This window comes from Streptomyces sp. NPDC006529 (assembly GCF_040611795.1).
In the GTDB taxonomy this organism is placed as follows: Bacteria; Actinomycetota; Actinomycetes; order Streptomycetales; family Streptomycetaceae; genus Streptomyces.
In genome coordinates, this window is record NZ_JBEXPB010000026.1 from 60,642 (window position 1) to 79,797 (window position 19,156).

Sequence of the window (19,156 nt, forward strand, 5' to 3'; positions counted from 1 at the left end):
ATTCGGGTGAGAACCCCGGCGACCCGTGTCCCGCGCCCCGGTGGGTGGACACAATCGTTGCGGCCGAGGGGAGGCCCAACGGATGATCACGCACGAGGACAAGCCCCACGTGCGCCGGGCGTGCGTCCTTGCCTGGGGCGGCGCCGCGGTGTCCTGGGAGCTGTCCTCCCCCGGGCCGCTCGGGCCGAGCCTGGCCACCTGCGCGGCCTTCCTGCTGCTGGCCACCGGGTGCGCGCTGCACATCCGCAAGCGGCTGCTCGCGGAGCTGCGGCGCAGCCAGGAGACCACGGGCGCGGTGCAACGGGCCGTGCTGCGGCCGCTCCCGGCCCGGATGGAGGGGCTGGCGCTGGCCGCGGCCCAGCTGTCGGTGGGCGGGGACCTCTACGAGGCGCTGCCGACGCCGTTCGGGGTGCGGGTGGTCATCGGCGACGCGCGGGGGCACGGGCCGGGAGCGCTCGGGGTGGCCGCGGCGGTCCTCGGCTCCTTCCGGGAGGCGGCCTATGACGAGGCGACGCTGGGCGGGGTGCTGCGGCGGATGGAGCGGGGGCTGGCGCGGTACGTGCGGGGGGAGCCGGAGGAGTTCGTCACGGTGTTGGTCCTGCAGATCGCGCCGGACGGCAGTCTGATCGCCCTGAACTGCGGGCATCCGTGGCCGTACGTGCTGCGGTGGCTGCCGGTGGCCGTGCCGGTGCCGGTGGCCGAGCGGTGCGGCGCCGTTTCCCGGGGCTCCGCCCCGGACCCCGCGCCTCGAACGCCGGCGGGGCTGGAATTCGGCTCGGGGGTCGCGGGGCTGGCGTGTGTGCCGCGGGTGGGGTTGGAGGTGCTCGGGGGTGAGACGCTGCCGCCGCTCGGGGTGGTGCCGTTGCCCCGGGGGCTGGTCGCGCGGGGGTGCGGGCGGCTCGCTCCGGGGGAGGCGCTGTTCCTGCACACCGACGGGGTCGCCGACGCGCGTGACCGGGCGGGCCGGTTCTTCCCGCTCGCCGGCGCCGTCACCGAGGCGGCCGCCGCCGCCGCGCTCACGCCCGCGCGGCTGGTCGCGGGCGTGCACGCGGCCCTGCTCCGGCACACCGGCGGGCGGCTCGTGGACGACGTCGCCCTGCTCGTGCTCCGCAACGACCGGTTCGGCCGGGCCTGAGCCGGGGCGGCGGCGGTGGTGGGGTCGCGCCGCCCGTCTGCCATGGAGTGTCGGGCAGACAGCAGAACGGGCGGCGCTAGTACGGGTCGTCGCACTGTTCGAGGGGGAGCCGACGACCCGGGCTACCTCTTGGCGAGGCTCTTCAGTGAACCGCTCCCGCGCCCCCTCGCGGCAGGGTGCGCGGCGCATTTATGCGCGCATCCGGTTCACACCCCGTGTGAAGCGAGCACCCATTAACCTGACAGCGACGAGCCCTTGGAGCGGCCCATGCAGCCCAACGCACTGCTCGATGCCCTCCTCGCCGAGGCGGGCATGTCCCACGCCGGATTCGCCGCACACGTCAACCAGGCCGGCCGCAGCCGCGGCCTGGCCCTGCGGTACGAACACACCGCCGTCGCCCGCTGGCTCAAGGGCCAGCGCCCCCGCGGCCAAGTGCCCGACCTGCTCTGCGAGGTGCTCGGCAGCCGGCTGCGGCGGCCCCTCTCGCTCGACGACATCGGGCTCGGCCTGCCCGGCTCGCCCGCCGCCCTCACCGGTCCCGACGCCGCGGCCGGGTCCCCGCTGGGCGGGTTCGTCGACCGGGCCACCGCCCTGTGGCGCGCGGACGGCCAGGCCCGCCCGCACCTGCTGACCGCCGGGGCGGTGTGCGGCACCCCGGCCGTCATCCCGGTCTGGGAGTGGGAGAACCCGCCCGAGGACGCCGACGTCTCCCGCACGGGTCCGGACCCCGTCGGCCCGGAGCACATCGAGATGCTGCGGGCCGCCCGCGCGCACTACGAGCTGATGTACCGGCGGGCGGGCGGCGTGGCCACCCGGGACCGCATCGTCCGCTTCCTGGGCAGCGAGACCGCGCCCCTGCTGCGCGGGAGCTACCCCGACGCGCTCGGCCGCGGCCTCTACCGCGCCACGGGGTCGCTGGTCGCCGTGGCCGGGATCTGCGCGTACGACTCGGACGCCCACGGGCTCGCCCAGCGCTACTTCCACCAGGCCCTGCGGCTCGCGAAGGCCAGCGGGGACCGGGGCCTCGGTGCCTATGTGATCGCGCTGCTCGTCAACCAGTCCCTGCACCTGCGGGAGTTCCGCCAGGCCGTCGCCTTCGCGGAGGCGGCGCTGCGGGCCGCGGGGCGGCACACCACCCCGGCGCTGGCGGCCGACCTGTACGCCATGCAGGCCAAGGCCTACGCCCAACTCGGCGACGGCGCCGCGGCCCTGACCGGCATCCGGCACGCCGAGGCGGCGGCCGAGCGGATCCGGCCCGGCAGCGAACCGGCCGAGACCGGGTACGTACAACCCGGCCTGGTCAACGTGCAGGTGGCCGAGGCGCTGCTCGGTCTCGGCGAACTGGACGCCGCGCACGAGCAGGCGACGGCCGCCGTCGGGACCCCGGCGCACGACCGGGGCCGGGTGCACCGGCTGGCGATGCTGTGCGAGATCCAGCTGCGCCAGGGGGAGGCGGACCGGGCGGTGGCCGCCGCGGCCGAAATGGCCGAACGCGCCCAGGGGATGGAGTCGCTGCGCCTGCGCGACCGGCTGCGCTCGGTCCGTGAACAGCTGCTGACCAGCGGATGTTCGGGGGCCGAGGAGACCGCGCACCTCATCGACGGGGCGCTGCGCGTTCCGCTGTGACGCGCCGAACTGCTGCCATGTTGCCACCTACAGATACGAAAGGTGGCACAACCGTGCAGTGGATGAACCTGAGTGAGCAGACTGTGTACAAGAACCGCTGGTTCGATGTGAACCTCGCGGACGTCGAACTCCCCGACGGCCGGCACCTGGACCACTTCGTGATCCGGCTGCGCCCGGTCGCCGTCGCCACGGCGGTCAACGAGGCCGATGAGGTGCTGCTGCTGTGGCGCCACCGCTTCATCACCGACAGCTGGGGCTGGGAACTGCCCGCCGGGGTCGTCGAGGACGGCGAGGACATCGCCGACGCGGCGGCCCGGGAGATGGAGGAGGAGTCGGGCTGGCGTCCGGGCCCCCTCCACCACCTGATGACGGTGGAGCCCTCCAACGGCCTGACCGACGCCCGCCACCACCTCTACTGGGCGGAGGGGGCGACGTACACCGGCCATCCCGAGGACGACTTCGAGTCCTCGCACCGCGCGTGGGTACCGCTCACGCGGGTGCCGGACATGATCGCGCGCGGCGAGGTCCCGGCCGCCAACATGGCGGCCGGGCTCCTGCTGCTGCACCACCTGCGGCTGGGCTGAACCGAGGCTGACCGGCAGGGTCAGCCGTACGGGTAGAAGCCCGAGCCCGTCTTGCGGCCCAGGCGGCCCGCGTCCACCATGCGCTGGAGCAGCGGGGGAGCGGCGTACAGCGGCTCCTTGAACTCGTAGTACATCGAGTCGGCCACCGAGGCCACGGTGTCCAGGCCGATGAGGTCGGCCAGCTTCAGCGGGCCCATCGGGTGGGCGCAGCCCAGCTCCATGCCGTTGTCGATGTCCTCGCGGCTCGCGATGCCCGACTCGAACATCCGGATCGCGGACAGCAGGTACGGGATCAGCAGCGCGTTGACCACGAAGCCCGAGCGGTCCTGGGCGCGGATCGCGTGCTTGCCGAGCACGTCCCGGACCAGGGCCTCGGCCCGCTTGACCGTCTCGTCACCCGTGGTCAGCGCCGGGATCAGCTCGACGAGCTGCTGCACCGGGGCCGGGTTGAAGAAGTGGATGCCGATGACCTGGTCCGGCCGGGAGGTGGCGACGGCCAGCTTCACCAGCGGAATGGAGGAGGTGTTCGAGGCGAGGATCGCGTCCGGGCGGGTCACCACCTGGTCGAGCACCTGGAAGATCTCGGTCTTGACCTGCTCGTTCTCGACGACGGCCTCGATGACCAGGTCACGGTCGGCGAACTCGCCGAGGTCCGTGGTGAAGCTGAGGCGGGCCAGGGTGGCGTCCCGCTCCTCCTCCGTGATCTTGCCGCGTTCGGCGGCCTTCGTCAGGGAGTTGTGCAGCCGGGTACGGCCGATCTCCAGGGCCTCGCCGGTGGTCTCGGCGACCTTCACCTCAAGACCGCTGCGGGCGCACACCTCGGCGATGCCCGCGCCCATCTGGCCACAGCCCACTACGCCGACCCGTGCGATGTCGGTCGGGAGGGTAGGGAGGTCCGTCACATCGTGCCTTTCGCTGCTCATCCATCGCGGGTCCCCCGTCGTTGACAGTGGTCACTGCATTCCGGCGCCCGCCACGCCCCCCGACGTTACTCCCGACCTCCGGCCTGATGACGGCCCGGGGCGGGCATGCTGGGCGCACCGAGGTCAATATCACTGTGCGGAACGGAGCGGACACATGGCGCACATCGGCCGGAGGGCACTGCTGGCGGCGGGCCTGGGGGTGCTGGCGGCGACGGCGGCGGTCACTCCCGCGGGGGCGAGCGCGGGTCCGCGGACGCGGCCCGGCATCGCGGCGCGGGCGGGCGCGTCCGGGACCGCGCCCGCCTTCCGCGGGATGTGGGTGGCCTCCGTGGAGAACATCGACTGGCCCTCGGCGGCGGGGCTGGACGCGCGGGAGCAGGAGGCGGAGCTGGTCGCCCTGCTCGACACCGCGGTCGAGCGGCGGCTGAACGCGGTGGTGCTCCAGGTCCGGCCGACCGCCGACGCGATGTGGCCCTCGGCGCTGGAACCCTGGTCGCAGTGGCTGACCGGGCGGCAGGGCGAGGACCCGGGCTGGGACCCGCTGGGCACGGCCGTGGCCCGGGCGCACGAGCGGGGGCTGGAGCTGCACGCCTGGTTCAACCCCTACCGGGTGGCCAACCACGAGAACCCGGCCCTGCTGGTGCCCGAGCACCCCGCGCGGCTCCACCCGGAGTGGGTGGTCCCGTACGGCGGGAAGCTCTATTACAACCCCGGGCTGCCCGAGGTCCGCGCCTTCGTGCAGCGGGCGATGCTCGACGCGGTGACCCGCTACCCGCTGGACGCGGTGCACTGGGACGACTACTTCTACCCCTACCCCGTGGCCGGCCGGTCCTTCGACGACGACGACGCCTTCGCGGAGCACGGCTCCGGCTTCGGTTCGCGCGCGGAGTGGCGGCGCGACAACATCGACACGCTGGTACGGGAGATGGCCGCGGGCATCGCCGCGGCCCGCCCGGGGGTCCGGTTCGGGGTCAGCCCCTTCGCGGTCTGGCGCAATCAGGCGGACGACCCGCTCGGCTCGCCGACGCGGGCGGGCGTGAGCACGTACGACGACCTGTACGCCGACACCCGCCGGTGGGTGCGCGAGGGCTGGATCGACTACATCGCGCCGCAGCTCTACTGGCCGATCGGGCACCCGCAGTGCGACTACGAGACGCTCGTGGACTGGTGGTCGGGGACCGTCCGGGGCGCCGGCGTGGACCTCCTGATCGGCGAGGCGCTCTACCGCTGCGATCCCGACAGCGACACGGAGGCCTGGCGGGACCCGGCGGAGCTGTCCCGGCACCTGGGTGTCGCCGCCCGCTACCCGGAGGTCCGCGGCCACGTCTACTTCTCCGCGAAGCAGGTGGTCGCGGACCCGAACGGGGCGATGGCACGGGTGGTGGCCGATCACTATCCGACGCGGGTGCCGCCGCGCTGACTACTCGGCGGGGTGCCGTACGACGCAGTCGGGCCCGGGGGCCATCAGCGCCTCGTGGCCGTCCTGGAAGCGGACCCGGTAGGGCGGGGTCCCGTTGTCCCCCAGGACCTGGAGGATCTCGCCGACCTTGTCGTTCTGGCCGACGATCCTGCCGTGCTGCACCAGCTGGTCACCCTCGGTCGCGTGCATGCTGACCTCCTCGGGCCGGTCCGGTCGGTGACGCCAGTTTACGGCGTTCCGGGCCTATTTGACCCGTTGCGTCAGGGCAATGCAGACGAGCACCGCGGCCGCCGCCACCGGCGCGGCCGGGGTGAGCCGCTCGCCCAGCAGGGCCACCGCCCACACCAGCGTCAGCAGCGGCTGGGCGAGCTGGAGCTGACTGGCGCGGGCGGGCCCGATCTCGGCCATCCCGCGGTACCAGACGTACAGCCCGAGGAAGCTGGAACCCGCCGCCGCCCACAGCAGGCCCGCGATCCCGTGCGCGGTGAGGTGTACGGGCTCCCACGCCAGCCCGAGCGCCGAGCCGGCCACCGTCAGCGGCAGGCACAGCACCAGCGCCCAGCCGATGACCTGCCAGCCGGGCATCGCCTTGGCGAGACGGGCCCCTTCGGTGTAACCGGCGGCGCACACCAGCAGGGAGGCGAAGAGGTAGGCATCGCCCGCCGAGACGGCCCCGCCGCTCTGCGCGAAGGTGAAGCCGAGCACCACCGCGGCCCCGGCGACGGCGGCGGCCCAGAAGGCGCGCGAAGGGCGGACGCCGGTGCGCAGCGCGGCGAGCGCGGCGGTGGTCAGCGGCAGCAGGCCGACCACCACGGCGGAATGCGCGGTGGTCGAGGTGCGCAGGGCCAGCGTGGTCAGCATCGGGAAGCCGACGACCACCCCGGCGGCGACCACGACGAGACCGGCCCAGTGCGTGCGGGCGGGCGGGCGGACCCGCAGGGCGAGCAGGAAGGCGGCGGCGATCAGGGCGGCGAGGACGCTGCGCAGGGCCACGAACGACCAGGGGCCGAAGCTCTCCATGCCCCACACGGTGGCGGGGAAGGTGAGGGAGAAGGCGACGACGCCGAGGGCGGCGAGAGCGGTACCGCCGCCCCGGCCGGACGCGACGCCGGTCCGTCGGCTGCCCGGCGCACGATCGGCGGCGGGGCGGGTCTGCGGGCCAACCGCTATCGCGTTCGGCCGGGTAGCGCTATTCTGTGCTCTCATGTATGAGCGTAGCAGTGCGACTGAACTGGTGGAATGCCTCCGCTCGGAGCTGGACCGCTACTGTGTGGGTGGAAAGCTGCCGTCGAGCCGCGCCCTGGTGGAGCGGTTCCGGGTGAGCCCGGTGACGGTGTCCCGGGCACTGGCCCAGCTCGCCGCCGAAGGGCTCGTCGTGACCCGCCCCGGCGCCGGGGCGTTCCGCAGCGCGCCGCGCGAGAGCGCTCCGGCCGCCGTGGACACCTCCTGGCAGGAGGTCGCCCTCAGCGCGGGGGAGGGCAGCGACGAGATCGTGCCTCGCTCGGTGGACGCCTCCGGCGTGCTGGTTTCCCTCGCCACCCCGCCGCCCGGCGTCGCCGAGCTGAACGGCGGCTACCTGCACTCCTCCCTCCAGCCCGAACGGGCCCTGGCGGCCGCGCTGGCCCGGGCCGGACGACGGCCCGGGGCCTGGTCCCGGCCGCCCGTGGAAGGGCTGACGGAACTGCGCGACTGGTTCGCGCGGGAGATCGGCGGCCCGCTCACCGCCGCCGACGTGCTGATCACCGCGGGCGGCCAGAGCGCGCTGACCACCGCCCTGCGGGCGCTGGCCCCGCCCGGGGCGCCGATCCTGGTCGAGTCCCCGACCTACCCCGGCCTGCTGGCCATCGCCCGCGCCGCCGGCTGCCGGCCGGTGCCGGTGCCCTGTGACGCCGAGGGGGTGCGGACGGACCACCTCGCCGCGGCGTTCGAAGCCGCCGGCGCGCGGGTGTTCGTATGCCAGCCGCTCTTCCAGAACCCGACCGGTTCGGTGCTGGCCGAGGCGCGGCGGGCCGAGGTGCGGCGGATCGCGCGGGCCGCCGGGGCCTTCGTCGTCGAGGACGACTACGCGCGGGCCCTGGCCCACGAGGACGCCGGGCCGCTGCCCGCGACCCTGGCCGCCGAGGACCCCGACGGGGTGGTGGTGCACGTGCGGTCACTGACGAAGGTGACCTCGCCCAGCCTGCGGGTGGGCGCGCTCGCCGCGCGCGGACCGGTCCTGGAGCGGCTGCGCGCCATCCAGGTCGTGGACAGCTTCTTCGTGCCGCGGCCGTTCCAGGAGGCCGCGCTGGAGCTGGTCGGGGCGCCCGCCTGGCCGCGCCACCTGCGCGCCGTCGGCGCCGAGCTGCGCCACCGGCGGGACGTGCTCGCCGGGGCGCTGCGCCGGGAGCTGCCCGAGCTGACCCTGCCGCACCTGCCGTGCGGTGGGTACCAGTTGTGGCTGCGGCTGCCCGACGGGGCCGACGAGGCGGCCTTCGTCGCGGGGGCGCTGAGGGCGGGGGTGGCGGTGACCCCGGGCCGCCCGTATTTCTGCGCGGAACCGCCGGGTCCGTACGTGCGCATGAGCTTCGCGGGGGTCGCGGGCGCCGGGGAACTGGCGGCGGCCGTCCGCACCCTGCGCCAGGGGGCGGGCCGGGGCGCGTGACCGATCCGAAAGAGAGGGCTCAGCGGCCGCGCGGTTTGCCCCGCTTGGCGCCGCCCTTGCCGCCGCCCTTCGCGGTGCCGCCCTTGGCGCCGCCGCCTCCGGAGGCGCCGCGCGGGTTCTTGCCGCCCGTCGGCTTGCCGCCGGCCGGCTTGCGGCGCGCCGCCGCGGCGTCGGGGCGCTTGGCCTTCTTCGGCTGCGGCGGGGTCGGCGTACGCCCGCGCGAGCTGTTGACCGTACGCCCGCGCACGATCCCGATGAACTCCTCGACCAGCTCGGGGGTCTCGTCCGCCTCCGGCCACGACAGCGCGACCCGCGATTCGGGCGCGCCCGTCAGCGGCCGGTAGGTGAGGTCCTTGCGGTGGTGCAGGCGTGCGAGGGACTGCGGCACGGCGAGGACGCCGATCCCCGCCGCTACCAGCTCGATCGCGTCCGCCGTCGTCTCGGGGCGGGCGAGCGCGGGCCTGCCCGGCAGCTGCTCCCAGTCGAGGGTGTCGTCGAGGGGGTGCAGCACGATCTCGTCGGCCAGGTCGCCCGTGGACACCTCTTCGGCCGTGGTGATCAGGTGGTCCTTGGGGATCACGACCACGGTGGTCTCGGTGTAGAGGGGGATCGCGCTGAGGTCCGTACGGTCGATCGGCAGGCGCACGAAGCCCGCGTCGGCGCCACCGTCGCGCAGCAGGGCGGGCGCCTCCCCGGGGGTCACCTGGACCAGGGTCAGCGGGACGTCGGGCAGCCGCTCGTTCCAGATCCGCACCCACTTGGTGGGCGTCACTCCCGGGACGTATGCGAGCCGGAACGAAGGGGGTGTTTCCGAGCCTGTCACCCGGCCAGGTTACCGGGCGTGGTCGGAGGTGGCGCACACGCTCGATACTCTTGACCCCATGACGTCGCACCAGAACACCCAGACCATGAAGCCCGCGACCGCGGCGAAGAAACTGGGTGTGTACCTCGAGGCCACACCCGCCGAGTTCCAGGAGGGTGTCGTCTCCCGGGCCGAGCTGAGTGCGCTCCAGGCCGATCCGCCCCAGTGGCTCCAGGACCTGCGCCTCAACGGTCCGCACCCGCGTCCCGTCGTCGCGTCCAAGCTCGGCGTCTCCATCGCCGGTCTCGCGCGCGGGGGCGTCACCGAGGCCCTCACCACCGAGCAGATCGAAGCCATCAAGGCCGAGATGCCCGAGTGGCTCCAGAAGGAGCGCGCCACACAGGCCGAGGTCCGCAAGGAGACGGTCCGCATCAAGGAGCGCAACGCGGAGCGCGCGGCGAAGTCCGGCGACCAGCGTTCCTGAGCGCGGTCCGCTCCACGCTGCCCCACGCCCCGCACCCCGTGCGGTGACCGGTGCCCCGGACCCGCGGCCCACGCCGCCGGGTCCGGGGCACCGCCGCGTGCGGGCTCAGCGTGCGCGCGGCTGGTTGAAGCGCAGCATGTTGCCGGACGGGTCGCGGAAGGCGCAGTCGCGCACGCCGTAGGGCTGGTCGGCCGGTTCCTGCAGCACCTCGCCGCCCGCGGCCCGGATGCGGGCGAAGGTGGCGTCGACGTCGTCCGTCGTGAAGATCACGCCGCGGAGCATGCCCTTGGCCAGCAGTTCCGCCATCGCCTGCTTGTCGGCCGGCGAGGCGTTGGGGTTGGCGAGCGGCGGCTCCAGGACGACCTCCACGTCGGGCTGCTCCGGCGAGCCGACGGTGACCCAGCGCATCCCCTCGAAGCCGACGTCGTTGCGTACTTCCAGGCCGAGGATGTCGCGGTAGAAGGCGAGGGCCTTGTCGTGGTCGTCGACCGCGATGAAACACTGCGAGAGCTTGATGGTCATGACGGCGACGCTACGACGTGACGCCGGTTTCCGCCTGCGGTTCGGCCCCCGTGTCCGCAGCCCCGTCCGCGCCGGCGGCGTCGGGGCGCTGGGCCCTGGCGGCGGGCCCGTTCCTGGCCGGGCGGGTGAGGATCTTGGCCACGCACGCCGGGATGGCGGCTCCGTCGTCGTGACGGCGGGACCGGTAGGCGCTCGGGCTCTCGCCTACCAGCTCGGTGAACCGGGAGCTGAACGATCCCAGCGAGGTGCATCCGACCGCGAAGCAGACCTCGGTCACGCTCAGGTCGCCGCGGCGCAGCAGTGCCTTCGCCCGCTCGACCCGGCGGGTCATCAGGTAGCTGTACGGCGTCTCGCCGAAGGCCGCGCGGAAGCTGCGGGAGAAGTGCCCGGGGGACATCAGGGCGATGTCCGCCAGGGCGGGAACGTCCAGCGGCTGCGCGTAGTCGCGGTCCATCGCGTCCCGGGCGCGCCGCAGCCGTACGAGATCCTCGATCGTCACGCCCACCAGCATCGCACGCGGTCCCCGGCGCCTCCGCGGGCGTGTCAGCGCGGGGAGAGGACGCAGAACTCGTTGCCCTCGGGGTCGGCCAGGACCGTCCACGGGACGTCGCCCTGGCCGAGGTCGACGTCGGTGGCGCCGAGGGCCCGCAGCCGGGCCGCCTCCGCAGCCGTGTTGCCCCCGGGGTAGGGGCGCAGGTCGAGGTGGGTGCGGTTCTTCACGGTCTTCGCGTCCGGCGTGCGGACGAATTCCAGGTACGGGCCGACCTGCGCGGCGGAGCGCAGCACGGCCTGGTCGCCGGTCACCCGGTGCAGGGTCCAGTCCATCGCCCCGCCCCAGAACCGGGCCATGGCCCGCGGATCCGCGCAGTCGACCACCACCGCGGCCATCGGCCCGGTGTCGCGGTAGACCGGCCGGGGCTCCAGCACGCAGAACTCGTTGCCCTCCGGGTCGAACAGGACCGTCCAGGGGACGTCTCCCTGGCCGATGTCGGCGGGCGTCGCGCCGAGTGCCAGCAGGCGGGCGACCAGCTCCTCCTGATGGGCGGCCGAGGTGGTGGCCAGGTCGACGTGCACCCGGTTCTTCACCGTCTTGGGTTCCGGGACGCGCACCACGTCGATGCACACGGCGGTGGGGCCGGGATAGGCGAACCCCACGGGTGCGAGGTTGGTGACGCCGGGCCCCTCGCTGTCCAGGCCCCAGCCGAGCACCTCCGCCCAGAAGCGGCCGACCGCGCGGTCGTCCCGGGCGTCCATCGCGAGCTGCACCAGCCGTGTCGTCATGGATCCGACCCTATGCACGCCGCGCCCGCCCGGGCATCCGGTCCCGCCGTCCCGGCACCCCTGAGGCCGTCAGGCGGGCAGGAAGTACCCGGTCACGTCGGCGAGGCGGCCGTCCCGGTGCACCGCGCTGCTCACGCCCGTCATGAAGGTCCCGCCGTCCGGACCGACCTGGGTCCAGCGGGCCAGGGACCGGTCGTGGTGGTCCAGGACCTCGTCTATGCGGAAGCGGTGTCCGGGAAACGCCCCGGCGAACCCGTTCATGTAGGCGTCGAGCGCGGCCAGGCCGCCGACTTCGGTGCCGGGGTCCCGGTAGGCGATGTCGTCGACCGCGACCGCGCCGAGCGCGTCGAGCCGTACCGAGGGGTCGGCCGACCAGCAGGCGGCGTAGTCGTCCCAGAGCTGCTGTTGGTCACTCATCGCTGTTCCTCTTCGTTGGCGTGCCGGGCACCGACCGATGTCAGTGCTCCGTCGGTGATGGTGTGGAGCTTCGCGGCGTCCGTGCCCGACCGGACGAGCACCAGCAGGCCCTGGTAGAGGGCCAGGAGCAGCGCGGCCGCGCCCGCGACGTCGAGGTCCGCGGGCACCAGGCCCAGGGCGCGGGCCCGGGTCAGCGCGGCGGCGAAACCGGACTCGATGGTGTCCAGGCCGCGGCGCACGCCCGGTGTCGCCTGCGGAACGGTGAACGACTCCACCGCGGTGTTGGTGAGCAGGCACCCCGGGTCCGGTCCGTCGGTGACGCCGGTCTCGAACGCCGAGGTGAAGAAGGAGCGGATGCCGGCGACGGGGTCCTGCGCGTCCCGCAGGTGGACGCGGACCCGGCCCTCCACCACGCGCTCGTTGTAGGCGTCCAGCGCGGCGCTGAACAGGCCTTCCTTGCTGTGGAAGGCCCGGTACAGGCTGCCGGGGTGCATGCCGGTCGCCTCTTCGAGGTCGCGCAGCGAGGCGCCGAGGTAGCCGCGGCGGCGGAAGAGGCCCATGGCGGACGCCAGCACCTCGTCCTGGTCCCACACCTGTTTGCGGCCCATCGCGCGTCCCTTTCGTCGAGCGACCGCTTTAGTTGAACGATCGCTCACAAAAAATAGCACGCGGAACGCTCCTGCGCGAAGATCGGTTGACGCCCTTCCGAGCTTTGCATAAACGTGCATCGATACGTATAGTCATGCCATCGACGAGGAGGGTCCGATGGTGGTTCGTGTAGCGGTGGCCGGAGCGAGCGGGTACGCGGGCGGGGAACTCCTGCGCCTGCTCCTGGCCCACCCCGAGGTCGAGATCGGCGCGCTGACCGCCAACTCCAACGCCGGGCAGCTCCTGGGCCCCCTCCAGCCGCACCTCGTGCCGCTGGCCGGGCGCACGCTCGAAGCGACCACCCCCGAGGTGCTCGCCGGGCTGGACGCGCCGCACGACGTCGTCTTCCTCGCCCTGCCGCACGGCCAGTCGGCCGCCGTCGCCGCCCGGCTCGGCGAGGACGTCCTCGTCGTCGACATGGGCGCCGACCACCGGCTGCGGTCCGCCGCCGACTGGGACGCCTTCTACGGCGCCCCCCACGCCGGCACCTGGCCCTACGGCCTCCCCGAGCTGCCCGGCGCCCGCGCCGCGCTGGCCGGGTCGAAGCGCGTGGCCGTCCCCGGCTGCTACCCGACCGCCGTCTCCCTCGCCCTCCTCCCCGCCTACCAGGACGGCCTCGCCGAGCCCGAGGCGGTGATCGTCGCCGCCACCGGGACCTCCGGCGCGGGCAAGGCGCTCAAGCCGCACCTGCTCGGCTCCGAGGTGATGGGCTCCATGAGCCCGTACGGCGTGGGCGGCGGCCACCGGCACACCCCCGAGATGGTGCAGAACCTCTCGGCCGTCGCCGGACGGCGCGTCTCGGTGTCCTTCACCCCGACCCTCGCGCCGATGGCGCGCGGCATCCTGGCGACCTGCTCGGCCAAGGCGGTGCCGGGCACCACCGCCGAGTCGGTGCGGGCGGCGTACGAGAAGGCGTACGCGGACGAGCCCTTCGTCCACCTGCTCCCCGAGGGCCAGTGGCCCGCGACCGCGTCCGTCTACGGTTCCAACGCCGTTCAGGTCCAGGTCGCGTACGACGCGTCGGCGCAGCGGATCATCGCGATCAGCGCCATCGACAACCTGACCAAGGGCACCGCCGGTGGCGCGGTGCAGAGCATGAACATCGCTCTCGGGCTCGACGAGGGCCTGGGTCTTTCCACGATCGGAGTCGCACCGTGAGTGTCACGGCAGCACAAGGTTTCAGCGCGGCGGGCATCGCCGCCGGAATCAAGGCGAACGGCAACCCGGACTTGGCCCTCGTGGTCAACCACGGCCCCCGCCTGGCCGCGGCGGGCGTCTTCACCTCCAACCGCGTGAAGGCCGCCCCCGTCCTCTGGTCCGAGCAGGTGCTGCGCGGCGGTACCGTCAGCGCCGTGGTCCTCAACTCCGGCGGCGCCAACGCCTGCACCGGCCCGCGCGGCTTCCAGGACACCCACGCCACCGCCGAGAAGGCCGCCGCCGTCCTCGGCGGCGCGCACAACGCCGGGGAGATCGCGGTGGCCTCCACCGGGCTGATCGGCGTCCCGCTGCCGATGGACAAGCTGCTGCCCGGCATCGAGAGCGCCGCCGCAGCGCTCACCGCCGACGGCGGCGAGGCCGCGGCGATCGCCATCAAGACCACCGACACGGTCCACAAGACCGCGACCGTCTCGCACGCCGCGGGCTGGACCGTCGGCGGCATGGCCAAGGGCGCGGGCATGCTCGCCCCGGGCCTGGCCACCATGCTCGTCGTCCTCACCACCGACGCCGACCTGGACAGCGCCACCCTCGACAAGGCGCTGCGGGACGCGACCCGCACCACCTTCGACCGGGTCGACTCCGACGGCTGCATGTCCACCAACGACACGGTGCTGCTGCTCGCCTCCGGCGCGTCCGCCACGGTGCCGGCGTACGAGGAGTTCGCCGAGGCCGTACGGACCGTCTGCGACGACCTCGCCCGCCAGCTCATCGGCGACGCCGAGGGCGCCAGCAAGGACATCCGCATCGAGGTCGTGAACGCGGCCAGCGAGGACGACGCCGTCGAGGTGGGCCGGTCCATCGCCCGGAACAACCTGCTCAAGTGCGCCATCCACGGCGAGGACCCGAACTGGGGCCGGGTGCTCTCCGCAATCGGCACCACGAAGGCCGCCTTCGACCCGGACCGGCTGAACGTCGCCATCAACGGGATCTGGGTCTGCAAGAACGGCTGCGTCGGCGAGGACCGCGACCTGGTCTCGATGAAGGGCCGCGAGGTCCGCATCACCGCCGACCTGGCCGCCGGCAGCGAGTCCGCGGTCATCTGGGCCAACGACCTGACCGCCGACTACGTCCACGAGAACAGCGCGTACTCCTCATGAGCGGCGCCCCCGGCAGTGCCCGCAAGCACACAGCGCTCCCCAAGGCCGAGATCCTCATCGAGGCGCTTCCCTGGCTGACCCGCCACAACGGCAAGGTCGTCGTCATCAAGTTCGGCGGCAACGCCATGATCGACGAGGACTTGAAGGCCGCCTTCGCGCAGGACGTCGTCTTCCTCCGCCAGGCCGGCCTCAAGCCGGTCGTCGTGCACGGCGGCGGCCCGCAGATCAACGCCCAGCTCGACCGGCACGGCCTGGTCAGCGAGTTCAAGGCGGGCCTGCGCGTCACCACCCCGGAAGCCATGGACGTCGTACGGATGGTGCTCGCCGGGCAGGTCCAGCGCCAGCTGGTCGGCCTGCTCAACCAGCACGGGCCGCTCGCCGTCGGCATGACCGGCGAGGACGCCCACACCATCACCGCCGTCCAGCACCGGCCGGAGATCGACGGGGAACGCGTCGACATCGGCCGGGTCGGCGAGATCACCGCCATCGACACCGGCGCGATCGAGGCGCTGCTGGCGGACGGCCGGATCCCGGTCATCTCCTCCATCGCGCGCAGCGCCGACGACGCGCACGTCTACAACGTCAACGCCGACACCGCGGCCGCGGCGCTCGCCGCCGCCCTCGGCGCCGAGACCCTGATGGTCCTCACCGACGTCGAGGGGCTGTACGCGGACTGGCCCCACAGCGACGAGGTCATCAGCAGGCTGACCGTCAGCGAGCTGGAGAAGCTGCTGCCCGAGCTGTCCAGCGGCATGGTCCCCAAGATGGAGGGCTGCCTGCACGCCGTCCGCGGCGGCGTGAGCACCGCCCGGGTGATCGACGGGCGGGTCCAGCACTCGATCCTGCTGGAGATCTTCACCGACGAGGGCATCGGCACGATGGTCGTGCCCGACGCAGAGGGAGGGACATCCGCGTGAGCGGGAACAGCGCGCAGCAGACGGACCGGACGAACCCGGCCGACCGGACCCAGCGGCCGACGCCGTCCAACGAGGCCTACCGGGCCCGCTGGCAGGCGGCGCTCACCGACAACTACGGCACCCCCGCGCTCGCCCTCGTCCGCGGCGCGGGCGCCCAGGTCTGGGACGCCGACGGCAAGCAGTACACCGACTTCGTCGGCGGCATCGCCGTCAACGCCCTCGGCCACGCCCACCCGGCGGTCGTCGGAGCCGTCTCCCACCAGATCGCCTCGCTGGGCCACGTCTCCAACCTCTACGCCTCCGAACCCGTCCTCGCCCTCGGCGAACGGCTGCTCCAGCTCTTCGGCCGCACCGGCCGGGTTTTCTTCTGCAACTCCGGAGCCGAAGCGGTCGAGGCGGCCTTCAAGGTCGGCCGGCTGACCGGGCGGCCGCACATGGTCGCCACCACCGGCGGCTTCCACGGCCGCACCATGGGCGCCCTCGCCCTGACCGGCCAGCCCGCCAAGCAGACCCCCTTCCTGCCGCTGCCCGGCGACGTCACGCATGTGCCCTACGGCGACGTGGATGCCCTGCGGGCCGCCGTCACCGAGGACACCGCCCTCGTCCTGATCGAGCCGATCCAGGGCGAGAACGGCGTGGTCGTCCCGCCGCCCGGTTACCTCACCGCCGCCCGCGAGATCACCCGCGCCACCGGCACCCTCCTCGCCCTCGACGAGGTGCAGACCGGCATCGGCCGCTGCGGCCAGTGGTTCGAGCACCAGGCGCACGAGGGCGTCGAACCCGACCTCGTCACGCTCGCGAAGGGTCTGGGCGGCGGTCTGCCGATCGGCGCCCTCGCCGCCTTCGGCCCGGCCGCCGACCTGCTGCGGCCCGGCCAGCACGGCACGACCTTCGGCGGGAACCCGGTCGCCTGCGCCGCCGGACTGGCCGTCATCGACACCATCGCCGCCGACGGACTCCTCGACCGGGTCAAGGAGCGCGGCGAGCGGCTGCGCTCCGGAATCGAGGGCAGCGGGCACCCGCTGGTCGCCCGTGTCCGCGGTGCGGGCCTCCTGCTGGGTATCGTGCTGACCGAGCCCCTCGCACCACAGGTGCAGCAGGCGGCTCAGGATGCCGGCTTCCTGGTCAACGCGCCCGCCCCCGACGTCGTACGGCTGATGCCGCCGTTCGTACTCACCGAGGCCGAGGCGGACGCGTTCCTCCGGGCCCTGCCGGGCATCCTCGACGCGGCCCACGGGGACGGATCCGGAGAATGAGACGACGATGAGCCAGGCGCAGGAACACGAGCCGTGGGAGTCCCCCCGGACGGAGTCCGGGGGAGGCCAGTCCGTTCCGCAGACCCGGACCGCCCGCCACCGCCGGATCGTGGACATCCTCAACCGGCAGCCGGTGCGCTCCCAGAGCCAGTTGGCGAAGCTGCTCGCCGACGACGGGCTGAGCGTCACCCAGGCGACGCTCTCCCGGGACCTCGACGAGCTGGGCGCGGTGAAGATCCGCAACACCAACGGCGAGCTGATCTACGCGGTACCGAGCGAGGGCGGCTTCCGCACCCCGCAGGCCCCGCTGGGCGAGTCGGCGAAGGAGGAGCGCATGCGGCGCCTCTCCGGCGAACTGCTGATCTCCGCGGAGGCCTCCGCGAACCTCGTGGTCCTGCGCACCCCGCCGGGTGCCGCCCAGTTCCTCGCCTCGGCGATCGACCAGGCCGAACTCCAGGCCATCCTCGGCACGATCGCGGGCGACGACACCCTCATGCTGATCAGCCGCGATCCGGCGGGCGGCCAGGCCCTCGCCGATCACCTCCTGCGTCTGGCGCAGAAGGAGGGCTGAGGACGACCCTGGGGGCATGAGCCAACACCCCCTCTGGGCAGCGGTGTTCGAGGCCGCTGCCGTCGCCCTCGCCTGTTACGCCGTGCTCGGTGTGCTGTGGCGGCTGCGTGACCGGGCCGACCGGGCCGCGGCCGATGTGCTGACCACCGCCCCGCCCGATCCGTACCACGCGGTGGCCGTGGCGGGCCGCGGCGAGGACACGCACCGCCCTGCGGTCGCCAGGCTGCTGCTGGACGGATCCGTGGAGATCGACGCGCGGGGCCTGCTGACCATCGCTCCCGGCGGCCCGCACCGGGGGCCGGAACCGGGTCCCGCGCCGGTGCACCCGCTGCCCGCCGCCGTCCTGGCCGCGCTGATCCGCCGGGACCGGCCGACCGGCCTGGCCGACCTGTCCGGGGATAGCGCACTGCGCGCCGCCCGCGAGGCCTTCCTCTCCGCCGAGGACGCGAAGTACCCGCGCCTGGCCGCGATCCGGGTCCGCGACCGGCTCGCCGACGCCGCGATCCTGCTGATCATGGCGGTGGTCGCCTGGTACAGCTTCCAGCTGGTGGTGCTCTCCCGGCCGGACACCCTGCGGGGGATCGTGCTGATGGGCACCTTCGTGCTCGCGGTGGCCGTCGGCGCCTGCGGCGCCCTGCTCGCGGCCATGGTCATGGTGCGGGTGTGGCCGAAGCGGCGCGACCCCTTCCGCGCGTACTGTGCCGCGCTGCCCCCGCACCCGGACGTCCGCGCCCTGGACCCGGAGCGGCTGGCCCGCCTCGACCACCGCGCACCGCGGCCGGTGGAGACGGACACCTGGGTGGACAGCGGCGGCGCGTTCTGACGCGGCGCGGCGGGCGGCGGCTCAGTACCGGGTCACGTCCAGCGGCCCCGACTCCGTGCCCACCGCGATGTGCGGACGCCGCTCCGGCCGGGCCCAGCGCAGGATCGCCCGCATGGACTCCTCCGGCACCGACACGCAACCCGCCGTCGCGCCCTTGCCGTTGACGTGCAGGAAGATCCCGGCGCCGCGCCCGTGCACCGGCCGGTCGTAGTTGAAGCCGATGACCAGGGCGTGCGCGTACTGCCGTGCGTAGCCCACCAGGTGCTCGGCCTCGCCGGGCGCGCAGTCGGCGGGCAGCGGATCCACCCAGCGGTTGTAGTGCACGGAGGCGTTGTCCTGGCACCACCAGGCGCCCTCACGGACCGGCCGGTAGGTGTAGGCCGTGCCCGTCGGTGCGGGCCGGATCCCGAAGGCGTACGGCAGGTCGTACAGCCCGGTGGGCGTGGTGTCCGTGCCCTGGACGCGGGTGGCGCCCTCGGTGAGGCCGTTCGCGCCGAACCGGGCGGGCGCCCGGCCCATCGGGACCCACCGCCCCGACCGGCGCTCCCACCAGGTGAGGCGGCCGGTGGTGGAACCGGCCGAGGGGGCGACGGCGGTGATCAGCTGACGGCCGCCGCCGGTGTCGGCGAGCCGGTCGGGCAGTGTGGTCTCCCGCGGGGCGGCCGGGAACGTTCCCTGCGGCAGCAGCAGGGAGCTGACGAGCAGTGAGCCGAGGAGGGCGGCGGTACGCAGCACCCTGCGGACGGTACGCCGCGCGAGCGTCGGCAGGAGGCCGCCGGGCCGCCGCCCGC

The 19,156-nt window shown here is 73.9% G+C and carries 22 protein-coding genes; 12 read left to right on the top strand and 10 right to left on the bottom strand.

The genetic code is table 11. The features are described from left to right. Positions 1-82 precede the first annotated feature (82 nt). From ABZY31_RS19305 to ABZY31_RS19315, 3 genes are all read left to right on the top strand, one after another. Positions 83-1,135: a PP2C family protein-serine/threonine phosphatase gene (locus tag ABZY31_RS19305; RefSeq protein ID WP_356411920.1), complete on the top strand. Its 1,053-nt coding sequence runs from the start codon at positions 83-85 to the stop codon at positions 1,133-1,135. Between the two features lie 267 nt (positions 1,136-1,402). Then, a complete protein-coding gene (locus tag ABZY31_RS19310; RefSeq protein ID WP_356411922.1) occupies positions 1,403-2,761 on the top strand; it encodes a transcriptional regulator in 1,359 nt (452 codons plus the stop codon). A gap of 53 nt (positions 2,762-2,814) precedes the next feature. Further along, positions 2,815-3,345, top strand: a complete 531-nt coding sequence (locus ABZY31_RS19315; RefSeq protein ID WP_356411925.1) for an NUDIX hydrolase — start codon at positions 2,815-2,817, stop codon at positions 3,343-3,345. A 20-nt stretch (positions 3,346-3,365) separates the two neighbouring features. Here the strand turns inward: ABZY31_RS19315 and ABZY31_RS19320 are convergent, their stop codons facing one another. Then, the gene (locus ABZY31_RS19320; RefSeq protein WP_356411928.1) at positions 3,366-4,268 is read right to left on the bottom strand and encodes a 3-hydroxybutyryl-CoA dehydrogenase; all 903 of its coding nucleotides are present in this window, start codon (positions 4,266-4,268) and stop codon (positions 3,366-3,368) included. Positions 4,269-4,422: 154 nt separating this feature from the next. Here ABZY31_RS19320 and ABZY31_RS19325 point away from each other — a divergent pair, with 154 nt between their 5' ends. Beyond that, positions 4,423-5,688, top strand: a complete 1,266-nt coding sequence (locus ABZY31_RS19325) for a family 10 glycosylhydrolase (protein ID WP_356411931.1) — start codon at positions 4,423-4,425, stop codon at positions 5,686-5,688. Here the strand turns inward: ABZY31_RS19325 and ABZY31_RS19330 are convergent, their stop codons facing one another. Together ABZY31_RS19330 and ABZY31_RS19335 are read right to left on the bottom strand one after the other, a co-directional pair. Beyond that, positions 5,689-5,877, bottom strand: a complete 189-nt coding sequence (locus ABZY31_RS19330; protein ID WP_356411934.1) for a DUF1918 domain-containing protein — start codon at positions 5,875-5,877, stop codon at positions 5,689-5,691. A 54-nt stretch (positions 5,878-5,931) separates the two neighbouring features. Further along, positions 5,932-6,894 (bottom strand): DMT family transporter, encoded by a 963-nt coding sequence (locus ABZY31_RS19335; protein ID WP_356411937.1) that lies wholly within the window; start codon positions 6,892-6,894, stop codon positions 5,932-5,934. On the opposite strand from ABZY31_RS19335, the gene ABZY31_RS19340 reads away from it, so the two are divergent. Then, a complete protein-coding gene (locus ABZY31_RS19340) occupies positions 6,893-8,329 on the top strand; it encodes a PLP-dependent aminotransferase family protein (protein ID WP_356411940.1) in 1,437 nt (478 codons plus the stop codon). The genes ABZY31_RS19335 and ABZY31_RS19340 overlap by 2 nt on opposite strands. Positions 8,330-8,348: 19 nt before the next feature. On the opposite strand, the gene ABZY31_RS19345 is transcribed toward ABZY31_RS19340, so the two are convergent. After that, positions 8,349-9,152: a LysR family substrate-binding domain-containing protein gene (locus ABZY31_RS19345; protein ID WP_356411943.1), complete on the bottom strand. Its 804-nt coding sequence runs from the start codon at positions 9,150-9,152 to the stop codon at positions 8,349-8,351. Positions 9,153-9,210: 58 nt separating this feature from the next. On the opposite strand from ABZY31_RS19345, the gene ABZY31_RS19350 reads away from it, so the two are divergent. After that, complete coding sequence (locus tag ABZY31_RS19350) at positions 9,211-9,615, top strand: DUF5997 family protein (protein ID WP_356411945.1); 405 nt, start codon at positions 9,211-9,213, stop codon at positions 9,613-9,615. 105 nt (positions 9,616-9,720) lie between these two features. On the opposite strand, the gene ABZY31_RS19355 is transcribed toward ABZY31_RS19350, so the two are convergent. The 5 genes from ABZY31_RS19355 to ABZY31_RS19375 form a co-directional block, all read right to left on the bottom strand. Continuing rightward, on the bottom strand, positions 9,721-10,137 hold the full coding sequence (locus ABZY31_RS19355; RefSeq protein WP_356411947.1) for a VOC family protein: 417 nt from the start codon (positions 10,135-10,137) through the stop codon (positions 9,721-9,723). Between the two features lie 10 nt (positions 10,138-10,147). Further along, positions 10,148-10,636 (bottom strand): helix-turn-helix transcriptional regulator, encoded by a 489-nt coding sequence (locus tag ABZY31_RS19360; protein ID WP_356411950.1) that lies wholly within the window; start codon positions 10,634-10,636, stop codon positions 10,148-10,150. A 44-nt stretch (positions 10,637-10,680) separates the two neighbouring features. Beyond that, positions 10,681-11,418 (bottom strand): VOC family protein, encoded by a 738-nt coding sequence (locus ABZY31_RS19365; RefSeq protein ID WP_356411953.1) that lies wholly within the window; start codon positions 11,416-11,418, stop codon positions 10,681-10,683. Positions 11,419-11,487: 69 nt separating this feature from the next. After that, positions 11,488-11,835: a nuclear transport factor 2 family protein gene (locus ABZY31_RS19370; protein ID WP_356411956.1), complete on the bottom strand. Its 348-nt coding sequence runs from the start codon at positions 11,833-11,835 to the stop codon at positions 11,488-11,490. Next, positions 11,832-12,443 carry a TetR/AcrR family transcriptional regulator gene (locus tag ABZY31_RS19375; protein WP_356411959.1) on the bottom strand — a complete coding sequence of 204 codons (612 nt, stop codon included), beginning with the start codon at positions 12,441-12,443 and terminating at the stop codon, positions 11,832-11,834. Before ABZY31_RS19375 ends, ABZY31_RS19370 begins: the two co-directional genes overlap by 4 nt. A 157-nt stretch (positions 12,444-12,600) precedes the next feature. Between ABZY31_RS19375 and argC the strand changes: the two genes are divergently transcribed. Genes argC through ABZY31_RS19405 form a run of 6 tightly spaced genes read left to right on the top strand, consistent with a single transcriptional unit; the run spans position 12,601 to position 18,365 of the window. After that, positions 12,601-13,641, top strand: a complete 1,041-nt coding sequence (gene argC / locus ABZY31_RS19380; RefSeq protein WP_356411961.1) for an N-acetyl-gamma-glutamyl-phosphate reductase — start codon at positions 12,601-12,603, stop codon at positions 13,639-13,641. Then, positions 13,638-14,798: a bifunctional glutamate N-acetyltransferase/amino-acid acetyltransferase ArgJ gene (gene argJ / locus ABZY31_RS19385; RefSeq protein WP_356411964.1), complete on the top strand. Its 1,161-nt coding sequence runs from the start codon at positions 13,638-13,640 to the stop codon at positions 14,796-14,798. Before argC ends, argJ begins: the two co-directional genes overlap by 4 nt. Beyond that, positions 14,795-15,715 carry an acetylglutamate kinase gene (gene argB / locus ABZY31_RS19390; RefSeq protein WP_356411966.1) on the top strand — a complete coding sequence of 307 codons (921 nt, stop codon included), beginning with the start codon at positions 14,795-14,797 and terminating at the stop codon, positions 15,713-15,715. Before argJ ends, argB begins: the two co-directional genes overlap by 4 nt. Beyond that, complete coding sequence (locus ABZY31_RS19395) at positions 15,712-16,971, top strand: acetylornithine transaminase (protein ID WP_356411969.1); 1,260 nt, start codon at positions 15,712-15,714, stop codon at positions 16,969-16,971. The genes argB and ABZY31_RS19395 overlap by 4 nt, the downstream gene beginning before the upstream one ends. Positions 16,972-16,978: 7 nt before the next feature. Then, positions 16,979-17,542, top strand: a complete 564-nt coding sequence (locus ABZY31_RS19400) for an arginine repressor (protein ID WP_356411972.1) — start codon at positions 16,979-16,981, stop codon at positions 17,540-17,542. 16 nt (positions 17,543-17,558) lie between these two features. Next, positions 17,559-18,365, top strand: a complete 807-nt coding sequence (locus ABZY31_RS19405) for a hypothetical protein (protein ID WP_356411975.1) — start codon at positions 17,559-17,561, stop codon at positions 18,363-18,365. Between the two features lie 21 nt (positions 18,366-18,386). Here the strand turns inward: ABZY31_RS19405 and ABZY31_RS19410 are convergent, their stop codons facing one another. Further along, positions 18,387-19,055, bottom strand: coding sequence for a L,D-transpeptidase family protein (locus ABZY31_RS19410; RefSeq protein ID WP_356412029.1), 669 nt, complete (start codon positions 19,053-19,055; stop codon positions 18,387-18,389). Positions 19,056-19,156: the final 101 nt, after the last annotated feature.